The organism is Providencia sp., from assembly GCF_052096715.1.
In the GTDB taxonomy this organism is placed as follows: Bacteria; Pseudomonadota; Gammaproteobacteria; order Enterobacterales; family Enterobacteriaceae; genus Providencia.
Map to the genome: position 1 here is coordinate 394,688 of NZ_JBQDNB010000001.1, position 15,305 is coordinate 409,992.

Here is a 15,305-nt window from a genome sequence, read left to right on the forward strand (position 1 = left end):
AAAAATATAATTATTATAAAAATGATAATCATGAAGGTGATTGTCATAAAAGTGAAAATTCAGCTTCACGATATTATTTGACATTAAATTCAATATGTTGGGAATCTTTTTCTCATCAATTGACTAACAAGCTGCAATGCACTGAGTAAGCGATGACGTTGCTGTTGAGTTAATCGTAAATACCGACGCGTTGCCGGTATTCGACTCACCATTTCAGAGGCGGTGAAAGGCTCTATCACACAACGCCAAAAACCATCTTTAAGTTCAATATGACAATAATTAAAATCCAATTCTTCAAGCGTCTGTTGAATAATGGGATATTCATTTAGTAAATCAATAATCGCTAATCCATCAACCTGTTTGGAAGCATAGCGTATCGATTTCTTACGCATACTTCCTGTCGTCTTAACATTAATACGCGCTTCAATCGTATTATCACAAGCCCCAGAGACCGTAAAATGACTATAAACAATAAAAGCCATAAATAATGTTTTGACACGCTCAGTCACTTCGATAATCAGTTCGTCTTGTGGTTTAATGAGAAGCACCGCTAGCGCTCCCCCTCCCAATGCAAATTCACATTGGTAAGATGAAACATCTCGTTCTACCTTATTTAAGGTTAAACCTGCTTGATAACCTATTGGTAGACGTTTCTTACCCAATAAACCTATTTTTTGCCAAAATGAATATTTAGGCGAGATTGCGTAATGGTTCAAGTTGTACCCCCTCTAATTCTTCATCAGAAAACGAATTTGAAAGCACTAATTCAACATCAACGGGTTTAAATGGATTCACTTTTTGTACAAAAACCGTCCAAATCAATGCATAACTCGCTGTCAGCCCTAACATAATCGCAAAAGGCACATAAACATCTGACTTATTCATACCCGGTGGCGTGATATAAATAATGGCAATGATAATCCCTACACTGGAAATAATTTGTGGTAATGGAAAGAAGGGTGAACGGTATGCACGGTGTAAGTCAGGGCGTCGAATACGTAATAGCACAACAGAGATCGTTACCAATAAGTAGGCCGTTCCCCAAGAACAAACCGCCGCTAAAACAAGAGGAATGATACGATCCAAATCCCCTTGAATTGCAAATGCATGTAAACAAGGAATCAGCACTGCCACTAAAATACCAAATACAGGTGTTTTAAAACGTGGATGCAGATAAGCAAAAATACGCGGCAATGCCCCATCAAGTGCCATACCATATAAAATACGAGGCACAGCAGCCATTAACGTATTGATCGTCGCACCGCCAGCTAATAATAATGCAATACCTATCCAATATTTACCAAAGTCGCCCATCACTTGCCCTGCAAATGCAGGTATCGCCATCGGCGTTTCCAACAAACTCGTGTGACTTTGAGGATCTACAATGACATTTTCGACTTGATTGGTTAACGCGGCACCAAATAAAAACATACAGGTCGCTACACCGAATAATCCTATCGTCATCGCTCGTGGGATCACTTTCGCTGAATTTTTAATTTCGGGTGCCATTGGAGTGACTAGCTCACACCCCACAAACATGAACATCGCCATACCGATAAAACTTAATACGAGAGATGGGTCGGAAATATTCAATTCTTGCCCAAACCAGCCATCCACAGAAACATGAAATGGCATCAGTAATCCACAAAGACTGAAAATAACCAAGGTACTCCACATCGCAAAGGTCAGTACCACTTCCACTTTACCAAACGCTTCAATACCAAAAGCATTTAACAGCCCAAATGCAATCACTAACCCAACACCAACCATCCAAGACGAATTATTGGTTTCCAATACTGTATTAAGGCTCTCAAAATTCACCAGTGCCATAATACCTGAAAGAATAGTTTCTGCCGTTCCAGCAAAAACATGCACGATGAGATAAGCAGACAACGCCCCAGTGATTGCCCAAAATCGCCCCATACCACATGAGATATAGTCATACACTGAGCCTGAAGTTGGTAAAATTGCAGCAGCTTCAGAAAATGTCGTTAACTGAGCCTGCATCATAATAAAACTCAATAATACGGCTAAAGCAAAGGTGTCGCCCCCAATACCAAAACCACTGGTAACGGTTAAAATAACAGGGCTGGCCATGATGACTCCCACAGAACTCGCCAATGTAGTGGGAAAGCCAACTTTACCTTTTTCAATATGTGATGATAGTTTTGAGGATAAATTCATTTTGTATCCCTCTCTTTTTCAGAACACCGCAACAGTTGTAAATTAATTGTAAAAATATAGTAATTAATTACTCACTATAGAAATAAGCACAAACATGTCGCTATCGTCCTAAAGAACGATACCCAGAGAGAGGGGACTAGCTATTAATTCAATACAAAAAGTACCTACCACATATTCCAAAAAACAAATAATTAATTAGATATCAATATATAACAAACAATCACATCATTAATATATTAATAAATAATCCGCAAAATATACCTAATCGCAGAGAAACAGGTTTTTCTGTAAAATAACCAGTTTCAAATTGTGTAATCGAGCTCACGTTATTAACATGTTTATTTTATGTTAACGATTATTCGCGGCATGATAGTGATATAACGATACCCAAGGGCATATAATGATTTCAATCCCATTTAGCCATCATCAAAAAACATTGATCGACTGTTGCTTAAATACCATTGCGCATATTATTCCAATTTCGGCGTCGGTTTATTATCTTGTCAATGAACACTGGCAACCAAATAATCATGTGCTTTATGGTATCCCGCCTCGTATGCATCAGGATTATTTAAAATACTTTCATCAGCTGGATCCATTGCATCCGGATAATTTTCGAGGTGACGATCTACGCTTGGTAAGAATGGGCCCTGAAATGAAACAACAAAATCAGGCCTTTTTTTATGATTTCATGCAACCAAACAACTTAACGGATATGGCAGAAATTTTCATTCGACGAAAAAATAAAATCATCGCAGGAATTTCAGTATTAAGAGATTGCCCGTTTACACAGCAAGAAGTGATGAGATTGAATGCTATCCTACCCGTTGCCGAATTGATGACTTTTGATGTATTACCTGACTCTTTAGTTTCTTATACCCCAAAAGAGCAAGAAATTATTCACTTAGTTCGAGAAGGTGCTAGCAACAAGCGCATCGCATTATTGCTCGGTGTATCGCTCTCTACCGTGAAAACTCACTTAAGGAATATCTTCGCCAAGGCTAACGTCTCTAATCGCACAGAATTAGTCTCATCAGGCTTTATCATTCATCAAGATAATTCATTTTAGGTAAGTTAACGACCGCCTGCTGCATCGATAATAGAGCCGATAATTCAAATGTCCCTGTCATAATTTGTAAAACAAAAATCCCGACAGTAATGTCGGGAAATAGTTAACCAATAAATTAAAAAATTAAGACTAGTAGCGCACCATGACAGATTTCAATTCAGTGTAATGTTCAATAAAGGCACTACCAAATTCACGCCCTATCCCAGATGATTTAACACCGCCAAACGGAACCGCAGGATCAAGAAACGTGTGCATATTTACCCATACCGTACCAGCTTCAATACGTGAAATCATACGCATTGCTTTGCTTAAATCGTTAGTCCAAACACTTGCCGCTAAACCAAATGGAGTACTATTCATCAGTTCAATTAATTCGTCTTCGTCGTCATAACTTAAAAATGTCCCCACCGGGCCAAAGGTTTCTTCTTTCATTAGTACATCATTAGGGCTATTTGCACGAATAATCGTAGGCGGAACAAAATAACCTGCACCAGCAATAGTCTCACCACCATAAATAATTTCACTGCCATCTTGGCGAGCCTTTTCAAATAACCCCAAGATTTTTTCATAATGAGCTTTATTGGCTAACGGTCCCATCTCTGTTGTTTCATCAAGCGGAGAGCCAATTTTCATCATCGATAAACGCGCTTTTAATAGCCCAAGTACTTCATCAATTAATTTAGAGGGAATATAAAACCGTTCTGCCGCGGCACAAATTTGACCTTGATTTAAATAGCCCGCTTCTATGATGCCATTAACTATTTTTTCAACGGGTAAATCAGCTAAGAAGGCCGCACCATTTTTTCCACCCAACTCAAGGGTAACACGCGTTAGTTTGCCTTCCATTGCCGTTCGGCCAACGGCAAGTCCTGTTGGTACAGAGCCCGTAAATGTCACTTTCGAACATAATGGATGATTGATTAATGCAGGTCCCACTTCTCGGCCACCACCATTAATAATATTAATCACACCATCAGGAATACCGGCCTCTTTCGCTAATTCAACGACTCTCAGCATAGTTAATGGCGTATACTCACTCGGCTTTAAAACAATCGTACAACCACAAGTTAAGGCCGCAGCAAGTTTCCAGATGGAAATCATAATGGAGAAGTTCCAAGGAATGATCCCTGCAACGACACCAACTGGCTCACGCTGCGTAAACGCAGAATATTTTTCACCATTAAATGATGGCAAGGACACATTGAGTGTCTCACCGCTGATTTTTGTCGCCCACCCTGCAAAATAACGCAAAAATTGAGCAGCTGAACCAACTTCTAAAAAACGAGAAAGCTGAATGGTTTTCCCTGAACAAAGGGTTTCTAACTGAGCCAACTCTTCTAAATTAGCATCCAACAAATCGGCTAGGCGATTTAGGCAATTACCTCGCTCCATTGGCGTTGTCGTTGCCCAAACCCCTTTAAGCGCAACGTGCGCAGCTTTCATTGCCGCATCCACTTCCGTTAACGTTGCTTCTTTTACGGTTGCAATAACCTGTTCAGTGGCGGGATTAACGACATCAAAAAAAGCAGTCCCCTTGCCCTCAATAGGTAAACCGTCGATAAAATGTCCATGTTGACGCTTTAGAAATTCACTTACTTTCGGTAATAGGGTTAACTCGCTCATCGTTTTCACTCCACTTGATATAAATTAATTAGGCATTTACGCAGGCTAGGTAGTGTTTAACAAAACGTTCAGCGTTAATTTCCCACAAGACTTCCGTGCCTTTAGCAGCAAACCAAGAATCGCCTTTATGGTATTCCACAGTAACGCCTGTTTTAACATCCGTTAATTTCACCGAACCTTCATGTACCGTTGCCATTTCATCAAATGGATAAACCATTTTAAATTTACCTTTGGTACAAGCAAAAATACCACAACTCAAGTTATCAGTAGGTTCACCATGGATCATCGCAACACTTGCTTGAGGATCGCCTTCGACAACCACAGATCCTAAATTAGTCACGCTGCCAATATTTAACAGCTCAGGAAGTGGTTGGTTTAACAATAATGGATTGATCATGATTTTCACCTTTTTAATCGATTAAATGATATGTTTATAAAATACGTTAAAAAGCAATAAGTTAACGTCGACCTTGCCAATAACCTGATGTTTGATGCAATATTTTAGCCATCGATACAATGACATTACGCAGGCTATCCTTACCCATAATATTGGCATGAGGAATCGAGCTCATTAAGTCATAACGATGCGATCCTTCGACCATTCCTTCAGCAAGTACTTTGCAAACAATTTGACTAGGCGTCACCCCAAACCCTGAATAACCTTGCACATAAAACACATTGTTATGTGCAGGTATTGAACCAATCTGAGGAAATAAATTTGCACTGCAAGCCATTGGTCCACCCCATGCTAATTCAATTTTCACATCCTTTAAGTAAGGGAAAATTTTTAACATCAAGTGACGATTCCAAGCCTTTAAATCTGAAGGAATATATTCAAGGAAATGCGTTGAACTACCAAATAGTAGCCTGTTTTCTTTAGTAACACGGTAGTAATCAATAACAGGACGAATATCACTATAAGCACCACGAATTGGGCTAATCCGCTCAATTAGTTCATCAGATAATTGCTCTGTCATTAATTGATAAGCATAGGTATTAATTGTTTTTGGATAAAGAGTCGGTTCAAGACCATTAAGAAATGAATCACAAGCCCAAAGCATTTTTTTCGCACGAACGGAGCCCATTGCTGTACGAACCGTGACCGTATTACCATACTCAACGTTCAATACTTGGCTATTTTCAAAAATTTTAGCCCCATATTCCGTCACCGCCTTTGCTTCACCTAATAGCAAATTCAATGAGTGAACGTGGCCACCGCCCATATGCTTAATCCCACAAGTATAAGCATCAGAACCGATAATTTGTTTGAGATCGCTTCCTGTATAAAATTCAATTTCTTCATCTGGTGCAACAGCCTTGAAATCAGTAAGCCAACTGCGTAAAGTTTTTTCTTGGCGCTGATTACTACCTAAATAGGCGTAGCCATGGCAAAAATCGGCATCAATATTGTACTTTGCAATACGCTCTCGCATGATCCCTGCGCCCATATTGCTGAGTTTAAAAATAGTTTCTAAACCCTCTGAACCCACATGCTTTTTTATTGCATCTAGGTCATGACCGATACCAGCCATCACTTGCCCACCATTACGTCCAGTACCGCCGTAGCCAAGATGTCGACCTTCTAAAATTGCAATATTGGTAATACCTTTTTCACACAATTCAAGTGCCGTATTAATACCCGAAAAACCACCACCAATAATAACAACATCAACATCAAGATCTTCTTTCAGTGTTGGAAAGCGAAGATCATATTTTTTTGTAGCCGCATAATAAGTTAATGATTCTATTTGGTTATTCATAACGAACACCTTATTTAGTCTCTTGCTTTAATCTTGATTATCTTAACCTTTAGTTAACATTTACATAGCCCTTTAGGGATATTCTAAACATATCATTAACATTTGTGACATGGCACAATATTTCATTGTAAATAAAATGGCAAAAATCAAATAAAATTCAGATTTAAATCAATTTGTTATAAATTGTTTTCATATTAATAATTAACAAAAGTAATAATAAATTGACTACAGATATATGAGGAGGATAAAGAAAGGATTTACTGTAATAAATTGATTTATAATCAATAGCAGTATCAGTGATTTTTTACGTTATTGCTCAGCCCGATTCATAAATAAACTAAATAATTCAACTTGAGAATTAATATCTAACTTTTGATAAATATTTTTACGATGATTTTTTACTGTCCCTAAGCTAATAAAAAGTAATTCAGCTATCAAAGGAGAGCCCTTACCTTCAAGAATGAGCTCAACAATTTCACATTCTCTAGGTGTTAACCCAAATCGCGTTTGCATATCGTTATAACGGTAATAGCTAGAAACCGCATTGGGTGAAACATCTTTATGCAAGCGAGCCATACTACGAATAATATCAAAAGTCTCTTTTAATGAAGCAGAGCCATCATGCTTATCAGAGAAAAAAGGCTGCTCCTCATTACCAAAAAAAATACCTAATTGTTTGTCAGTAGAAATCTCAAGTAATAAACCGGCTTCATCACGCCACCCCGTTTTACGATAAAAATTAAGATAGTAATCGGTATGATAAAAACCTTTAGGTGCTAGTTCATTCAATGTTAATACCTTTGAATCGCCACCTTTTTGAATTTCTTGATAAAAAGGGTCCATCAAATAAGCGCCTCGCTGATAAATACGATTCACACTATCACTATTGTGCCGTTCAATTTTAGAAAGAAAACGAGGAGGAGTTCCCTTTTCAAAAGAATAAATAATCGCATTATCAAATTTGATAAAGCAAGATAACCATGATAATAAATTAGGATAAAATTGGTTTGTTACAACAGAATCAATCACATTGGGTAATTTATTCAGATAATTTTCCATTCTGCCTCCATTTCATTAATTTATTAAAAATAAGCTACAGGCGAATTATTCATTTCAGTCTAAAGAATATAAAAAACATATTTTCCAAATAAGCTCAAACCTATTGTTATTAATATGTTAATCAAATCACAGTATCATCCTAAAGTATTAACATTTTGTTACCAAGTATTTAGATGACAATGATTAAACAAGATGCAAGTCACAGGAAAGATGTTCGCTATTTCTTAATCTATTCTGATAGTTAACAAATATTATTATTTCTATACAAGGAGATGTCATGTCTTTGCATAAAATCATTTTAGACTGCGACCCAGGCCATGATGATGCTATGGCAATTTTATTAGCATTAGGAACCCCAATTATTGAGCTACTCGCCATTACAACGGTAGTTGGCAATCAAACCTTAGAAAAAGTGACGCACAACGCACAAGCAATTCTTGAACTGGTTGGAGCTAAACAAATACCGATTGCCGCAGGTTGTCCACGACCATTAGTTCGCGCGATTCAAAATGCCGCAGAAGTTCATGGTATTAGTGGTCTTGATGGGACTCACCTCCCAGAGCCTACAATGCCTCTTGATAAGCGCCATGCTGTTGATCTCATCATTGATACACTTAAGGCACACCCACCCAAAACAGTCACTCTGGTACCTATAGGTGGACTAACGAATATTGCCCTTGCCGTTCGTAAAGCCCCAGAAATTGCCGAATTAGTTAAAGAAGTGGTATTGATGGGAGGCGGTTATCATACGGGGAATCAATCTGCAGTTGCCGAATTCAATATCGCAATTGATCCAGAAGCGGCACATATTGTTTTCAATGAAAAATGGCCTATCACGATGATTGGTTTAGATTTAACACATCAAGCCAAACCCAACGATCAAATCATGACTGATATTGCCAACCTGAAAACACCCATTAGCCAATTTGTGATTGAATCGCTGAATTATTACACTGAAGGCTATCGTAAACGTAATGGTTACAGTGACCACGCGCCAGTACACGACCCCTGCGCTGTTGCTTATGTGATTAACCCGTCACTAATAAAAACTCGTATAGCGCCGGTAAATATTGAGTTACAAGGCTCATTAACTACAGGCATGACAGTCACTGATTTTCGTGCCACACCAGCAGAAAATTGCCATACGCAAGTGGCAATAAAACTCGATAATCCTCAACTCTGGGCAATGTTCATCGACGCACTTAAACACTTAGACAAGTAAATTAGACAGCCTATCAATATGTTATAACGCCATAATGATAGGCTAATTTTTAGTTTTTTAATATTGCTTTCAATTTAGAGTAACGTCTAATCAAACGCCATTTGAGCTTTATCGTCGTAGCATGTTGCCAAACAATATCCCAATAACCTTTATCAAAAAATATTTGCACCATCTCTTTTTGAATTTGAGGTGATTGAATAGCTAACAGTGCCTGAGTGATACCTAAACCTTCTTTACCCACCTGCCATAAACAAGCTGGTGCTTGTTTCACTTGCTCTGGATATCGCTTATAAATAGCTAGCAACATATCAATGATTTTCAGATAAGTATTTATCTTACGCACAGATCTTTCATCGCCATTGAGCGAATGAGAGACTGACTGGTTATGGATTAAATAACTGTAGTATTGCTCATTAATAAACTGAACGCGTTTAGAAACTAATAAAAGCTCGGTGGTCCAAGGGATATCTTGATGATGTAATTTAGGTTCAAAGTAAAAATTGTGCTCACGCAACAAATCAAGGCGATAGATATTCAACCAAGTCACATGCAAAAACTTACGAGAATTTAACCCACGCTCTAACCATTCAGGTCCACTGATTACACCAGTTGAGGGCAGTTTATTTGGCGGAAAAATCGCTTTTGGTGCATCACCATTCGTATAAATATATGTCCCATTACAAGTCGCAACATCTAAATCGCTCGCGAGTGCAATCTCTAACAGACGCCCATACATTTTAGGATTAATTTCATCATCAATATCAGGGAATGTTATATATTTCCCCGCAGCCTCAACCATACCTGTATTGCGAGCGACGGAAACGCCTTGATTTTCCTGAGATAATATTTTCATATTACTGAATTTATCTTCATACTGTCGTATGACATCTTCACTGTTATCATTAGAACCATCATTAACAACAATGAGTTCCCAATTTTCTAATTTTTGAGCGATTAAGCTATCAAAAAAATGGGGTAGAAATTTTTCGCCATTGTAAACTGCAACAACGATGCTCAAGACTGGTTGAGAAGACATTTATTAACCCTATAAATAAATCAACTGATGAAAATTACTTAAATACAAGACTACTTAGCATTAATTATTGATTAAAAACACGCTACTTTAACAGTATAACTGATTAAAACTAATTAATTAGAAAAGAAGAATTCATATTGGTTCCATCTTCATAAAAAAATCATAATCTAGCGGATATGACTATCATTGCAGGTTATGGCTTTTTTAATGCAATATTTAGTTCAAATGGCAGTGAACTAATTATCGATTATTTAACCTAATTAACATTAAATACTTATTAAATAAATAATAAAGGATACCTCTGTGGCTGGAAGTAGTTTACTCGCCTTACTCGATGATATTGCAGCAGTTTTAGATGATGTTTCTGTCATGACAAAAATGGCGGCAAAAAAAACCTCTGGTGTTCTCGGTGATGACTTGGCACTGAATGCTCAGCAAGTCACTGGTGTGCGTGCAGATAGAGAACTTCCTGTCGTGTGGGCAGTAGCTAAAGGTTCTTTCATCAATAAACTCATTTTGGTGCCACTCGCATTATTAATTAGCGCATTTATGCCTTGGGCAATAACCCCTCTTCTTATGATTGGGGGGGCATATCTTTGTTTTGAAGGCGCTGAAAAACTCGCTCATAAGTACCTTCACCCTAATGAAAAAAATCATTCACAGATATCCCAAAACAGCACCTTATCTCCGGAAGAATTAGCTGAATTTGAAAGTCGCAAAATCAAAGGAGCAGTTCGAACCGATTTCGTTTTATCCGCAGAGATTATTGCAATTACATTAGGCATAGTTTCTTCAACCACCTTTATCAACCAAGTTGCCGTGTTATCTATAATCGCCATTGTAATGACCATCGGGGTTTATGGTTTAGTCGCAGGTATCGTAAAATTAGATGACTTAGGGTTTTATTTACAGAAAAAAACAACAAAATTACTAATTAAATTTGGTAATGGACTCATTTATATTACCCCTTACCTGATGAAAACGCTTTCTATCGTAGGAACTGCGGCTATGTTTATGGTCGGTGGTGGTATACTTACCCATGGCATTCATTATATTTATGAATGGATTGAGGAACTTGCACTACTATCAACTCTTACACCAATCATTGGTAGTACGATGCAATTTATCTTACCGTCATTAATAAATTTGGTTTTTGGACTAATTGTAGGGCTATTTATTGTTTCGCTCATGACAATTATCAAGCGAATCAAACGCTGATTGAAAGTAAAAAATAAAATACATAACACATCCCATGTAATTTAAAATAGGGTGTGTTTATTGTTTAGCTTTTAATTTCCGAAGAAGAATAAAATATCAGTGAATAACTATCGCTATAATAAACAATATATAACGATAGCTATTTCACCGATAAACATAAGTGCCATTCGTTAATCTCGCCCTATAATTCATCCTTCTTATTTCATTTTCATTAATTGTTGGCTGCTTTTGCTAATTTACTGGTGATCAAAGTGATCTAAATCAAAAGTTGTTCACATTAATTTCACATTAAAATACTCGTAACCATAGTAATATTAGCTAGTTACGTCACAATATAACAGTATAAATATCAACATATAAGAGAGTATTTGAATGTGATTTAATTCTAAAATCATGTCACTTTGATAACAATTAAATACTCTTAATTAATACTAAAGTAGTATATTTAATTTAGTCTAGTTTATTAACAATGTAGGTAAGATAGACAAAAAGAATAATCACCTGATTTGTTTTGAAGGAAAAAAAATGCCGACACTGTATCGTCGATTTTCAATTATCAACCAAGTTATCGGATTAATGCTATTAATTGCGATCCTTGGGATCATTGGAATGACCATCTCAAACCGCATGATAATTAGTGTACAAGGCAATGCGCACGCAATAAATAAGTCGGGGTCCTTACGTATGCAAAGCTATAGGCTACTATCCCTTGTCCCTCTTAATAGTCAAAATCAAAAATATCTTAATGACCTAGAAAGTGATTTACTTAGCCCTGAGCTCACTCAAGTCGTAAAAATTGAAAATTTAACACCTCAATTTAATGAATTACATGAATTTTGGCTAAATAAACTGCGGCCCGCCCTAATGCAAGCATCTACTGCAAACGATGCGAGGTATGAGGTTATTTCATTCGTAAATAAGCTTGATGAGCTAGTCCATAATATTGATGAAAAAACTGAGAAAAAAATTGCTTATGTTGCGATGACACAGTTAATTTTTATTAGCTTAGTTTTCTTATTGCTAATGGGTACAATGTGGCACCTCAGACGAAAAATTTATTATCCATGGATGACGTTGCTAACGATGGTCAACGCCATTAGGCAAAAAGATTTTAGCCAACGTTATCCAAAAAATAATCGACAAGATGAATTAAATGCATTAAGAGAAACGCTTAATCAAATGTCTGATGAGCTAGCTCAAAGCTACCATCAACTTGAAGCGCGTGTTGCCGAAAAAACCGCTGATTTGATAACAAAAAATCGAGTTTTATCATACCTATATCAATCAAACCAAATGCTTCACTCATCTGAACCGCTATATTTAAGATTACAAAAAGTACTTATCGAACTCGAAAATATTACTATTTTAAAAAATCTGAGTTTACGGTTATATGAAGATAGCAATGAAGAATATTTTCATGAAATATGCTGTGCTTCCACTGGGTTAGATGATGAATCCACCGAGTTTATTGACGCTGAGAAAAATCCTTTTCGCGTACGTGAAATTATTACTTACCCTAAAACATTGCAATGGGAGCTATCAGATAACATCCACCGTTATGGTGTAATTACGGGAGAAATAGAAAAAACCCAAATACTTTCTGATGAACAAAATAATTTGGTCTTAATGTTAGTTAAGCAAATCTCGGGCATGTTAGCTATGGAGCATCAAATAGAACAACAACAACAATTACTTATCATGGATGAGCGTTCTGCTATCGCAAGAGAGCTACATGATTCTATCGCCCAATCGTTATCATGTTTAAAAATGCAAATTAGCTATCTACAATTACAACCAGAACCTCTACCAGAAAAGCCTCAACAATTACTCAGTGAGATGCGCCAAGAAATTAATACTGCGTATAGCCAGCTTCGTGAATTATTAACTACATTTAGGCTAAAACTTACTGAGCCGGGGTTATTACCGTCTCTTGAAAGCACTATCAATGAATTCAGCGAAAGAATGAAGTTTAATATAAAATTAAACTATGATATCCCTGCAAAAAGTATATCACCGCACCAATCAATACATATAATACAAATAATCCGAGAGGCCCTCAGCAATATTTTGAAGCATGCAAATGCAAACTGGGCTGATGTTTCTTTAAGTCAAAATGCAGGTATTGTGACGATAACAATAAATGATGATGGTGCAAGAATTGACTCATCTCCTGACAAACTTAATCATTATGGCTTAATTATTATGAGAGAAAGAGCTTTAACCCTTAATGGGCAGTGTTATGTAACCCCGAGAGAACTTGGAGGCACTGAAGTTAAGGTGACTTTCCCTTTATCTGATGCTTAAATTTACTGGAGCAATTCTTTGATGGAAAATACGAATATAATGAACGAAAAATCAACAATTTTACTCATTGATGATCATCCTATGCTTAGAAGTGGTGTAAAACAACTGATAAGCTTAGAGCCTTCTTTGCTGGTGATTGGGGAAGCAGGCGATGGAAAAACAGGTATACAAATAGCTGAAGAACAAGATCCTGACTTAATCCTACTTGATCTTAATATGCCAGGAATGAATGGCTTTGAAACACTTGATGAATTAAGAAAACGAGAACTGTCAGGTCGGATCATTCTATTTACTGTCTCAAATTATGGTGATGACCTCGTCAATGCCTTAAAAAGAGGTGCTGATGGTTATTTACTTAAAGATATGGAACCTGAAGAATTAATTATTGCGCTTAAAGAAGCCGCAAGTGGCAAAATGGTTGTTAGCCCAACATTGACATCCGTACTAGCGGAATCTTTAAGAGATAATCAGGCTACAGATGATAGTAATATCAGTGCATTAACACCAAGAGAATCTGATATTTTAGAACTTATTTCTCATGGACTATCTAATAAAATGATTGCTCGTAAATTAGATATCGCAGAAAGTACAGTGAAAGTACATGTAAAGCATCTGCTCAAGAAACTAAACTTAAAATCAAGAGTTGAAGCTGCCGTGTGGGTATTACAACAAAAATGAGTTTAGCGAATATCATAGCTATACCATCAAATTATATAGCTATGATCTCTATCTCATTAATTAACAAAAATCATAAATTAGAATTAAAGCACGTTAATAGCTCAATTCTACAAATTTATTTTTTTTAATTATAATAGAATCTTCATTCGAGAATAATACAATGAGAATAATTGACTATGGAAGATGATTTAATACTTGTTACTAAAAATGATGTTCCTATTGGTACCATGGAAAAATTACTCGCACATCAATTAGGAAAATTACATCGTGCTTTTTCAGTCTTTATATTTAATAAAAATGGTGAGTTATTAATTCAGCAACGTGCTTTTCATAAATATCACTCCGCAGGACAATGGGCCAATTCTTGTTGTAGCCATCCAAAACCAAACGAAGATACATTAAAAGCTGCGCAAAGAAGACTTCAAGAAGAGCTAGGCTTCACAGCTGAACTAAACCATGTTGGCTCATTGATCTATCATGCTAAAGTCAGTGGTGGTCTTATTGAACATGAATATGATCATCTTTTTATCGGTTATTATGATGCTGATTTTGAACCTAACGCAGATGAAGTTGCAGCAACTCGCTGGATTAATATTCATCAGTTAAATCATGAGGTTAATACTAATTCGGAACAATTTACGCCTTGGCTAAAGAAAATATTAGAGAAGTACCCTTTATTAAAATTTAGTTAAGTAATTGTTTTAACCCGATCTTAATTAAAATAGTAATACATAAATTATTAAATAAGATTAAGTATCCCAATTAATAATTAAGCTATTGCTTACGACTTTATATCTACAAGTAGATTCATATAATTAATGCAACTATAATATAAATCTAACTAATATTTCTAATCCCCATCATTAAGATAAGCCTACTATTTTTTCACACTAATAAGTGCGCTATTACTCGCCATCTTATATCGAACAAGTTTATTCATCGGGACAATCCATCCACATGAACTTCCCCCGTATCGAAAATTAAAGGTTATCGGTTCAAATTACTGCCTTCAAATCATTTTTTGCCAGTTGCTTACCATTATTTGTATGGTTGTTTGCGCATTTTGATGGAGTCATTGTCAATGTTTAAACGGCCACCGACTCTCCCTCAGCGAGGGCTTGACTGTCATTGCGGTTTATCCGCGATTCAACA

The 15,305-nt window shown here is 36.6% G+C and carries 13 protein-coding genes; 6 read left to right on the forward strand and 7 right to left on the reverse strand.

Annotation, left to right across the window (positions count from 1 at the left end; translation table 11 throughout):
• Positions 1-89 precede the first annotated feature (89 nt).
• Both ACTH6U_RS01765 and ACTH6U_RS01770 read right to left on the reverse strand, forming a co-directional pair.
• Complete coding sequence (locus ACTH6U_RS01765) at positions 90-716, reverse strand: DUF3156 family protein (RefSeq protein ID WP_441831441.1); 627 nt, start codon at positions 714-716, stop codon at positions 90-92.
• Complete coding sequence (locus ACTH6U_RS01770; protein WP_294108123.1) at positions 691-2,184, reverse strand: APC family permease; 1,494 nt, start codon at positions 2,182-2,184, stop codon at positions 691-693. The genes ACTH6U_RS01765 and ACTH6U_RS01770 overlap by 26 nt, the downstream gene beginning before the upstream one ends.
• A 400-nt stretch (positions 2,185-2,584) precedes the next feature.
• Here ACTH6U_RS01770 and ACTH6U_RS01775 point away from each other — a divergent pair, with 400 nt between their 5' ends.
• Positions 2,585-3,253 (forward strand): response regulator transcription factor, encoded by a 669-nt coding sequence (locus ACTH6U_RS01775; protein WP_441831442.1) that lies wholly within the window; start codon positions 2,585-2,587, stop codon positions 3,251-3,253.
• A 129-nt stretch (positions 3,254-3,382) separates the two neighbouring features.
• Here the strand turns inward: ACTH6U_RS01775 and ACTH6U_RS01780 are convergent, their stop codons facing one another.
• The 4 genes from ACTH6U_RS01780 to ACTH6U_RS01795 form a co-directional block, all read right to left on the reverse strand.
• A complete protein-coding gene (locus tag ACTH6U_RS01780; protein WP_441831443.1) occupies positions 3,383-4,876 on the reverse strand; it encodes an aldehyde dehydrogenase family protein in 1,494 nt (497 codons plus the stop codon).
• A gap of 28 nt (positions 4,877-4,904) precedes the next feature.
• Positions 4,905-5,273, reverse strand: a complete 369-nt coding sequence (locus tag ACTH6U_RS01785) for a cupin domain-containing protein (protein WP_294108118.1) — start codon at positions 5,271-5,273, stop codon at positions 4,905-4,907.
• A gap of 61 nt (positions 5,274-5,334) precedes the next feature.
• Entirely contained in the window at positions 5,335-6,636 is a 1,302-nt protein-coding gene (locus tag ACTH6U_RS01790; RefSeq protein ID WP_294108117.1) for an NAD(P)/FAD-dependent oxidoreductase, read from the reverse strand.
• A gap of 309 nt (positions 6,637-6,945) precedes the next feature.
• Positions 6,946-7,695 carry a helix-turn-helix transcriptional regulator gene (locus tag ACTH6U_RS01795; RefSeq protein ID WP_441831444.1) on the reverse strand — a complete coding sequence of 250 codons (750 nt, stop codon included), beginning with the start codon at positions 7,693-7,695 and terminating at the stop codon, positions 6,946-6,948.
• 277 nt (positions 7,696-7,972) lie between these two features.
• Between ACTH6U_RS01795 and uriH the strand changes: the two genes are divergently transcribed.
• Positions 7,973-8,917: a uridine-preferring nucleoside hydrolase UriH gene (uriH, locus tag ACTH6U_RS01800; RefSeq protein WP_441831445.1), complete on the forward strand. Its 945-nt coding sequence runs from the start codon at positions 7,973-7,975 to the stop codon at positions 8,915-8,917.
• A 49-nt stretch (positions 8,918-8,966) separates the two neighbouring features.
• On the opposite strand, the gene ACTH6U_RS01805 is transcribed toward uriH, so the two are convergent.
• Positions 8,967-9,953, reverse strand: coding sequence for a glycosyltransferase (locus ACTH6U_RS01805; RefSeq protein WP_434720690.1), 987 nt, complete (start codon positions 9,951-9,953; stop codon positions 8,967-8,969).
• Positions 9,954-10,256: 303 nt separating this feature from the next.
• On the opposite strand from ACTH6U_RS01805, the gene ACTH6U_RS01810 reads away from it, so the two are divergent.
• From ACTH6U_RS01810 to idi, 4 genes are all read left to right on the forward strand, one after another.
• The gene (locus ACTH6U_RS01810; protein WP_441831446.1) at positions 10,257-11,171 is read left to right on the forward strand and encodes a DUF808 domain-containing protein; all 915 of its coding nucleotides are present in this window, start codon (positions 10,257-10,259) and stop codon (positions 11,169-11,171) included.
• 525 nt (positions 11,172-11,696) lie between these two features.
• Complete coding sequence (gene narX, locus ACTH6U_RS01815) at positions 11,697-13,475, forward strand: nitrate/nitrite two-component system sensor histidine kinase NarX (RefSeq protein WP_441831447.1); 1,779 nt, start codon at positions 11,697-11,699, stop codon at positions 13,473-13,475.
• 21 nt (positions 13,476-13,496) lie between these two features.
• The gene (gene narL / locus ACTH6U_RS01820; protein WP_336430876.1) at positions 13,497-14,153 is read left to right on the forward strand and encodes a two-component system response regulator NarL; all 657 of its coding nucleotides are present in this window, start codon (positions 13,497-13,499) and stop codon (positions 14,151-14,153) included.
• Between the two features lie 176 nt (positions 14,154-14,329).
• Complete coding sequence (gene idi, locus ACTH6U_RS01825) at positions 14,330-14,845, forward strand: isopentenyl-diphosphate Delta-isomerase (protein ID WP_441831448.1); 516 nt, start codon at positions 14,330-14,332, stop codon at positions 14,843-14,845.
• Positions 14,846-15,305 lie beyond the last annotated feature (460 nt).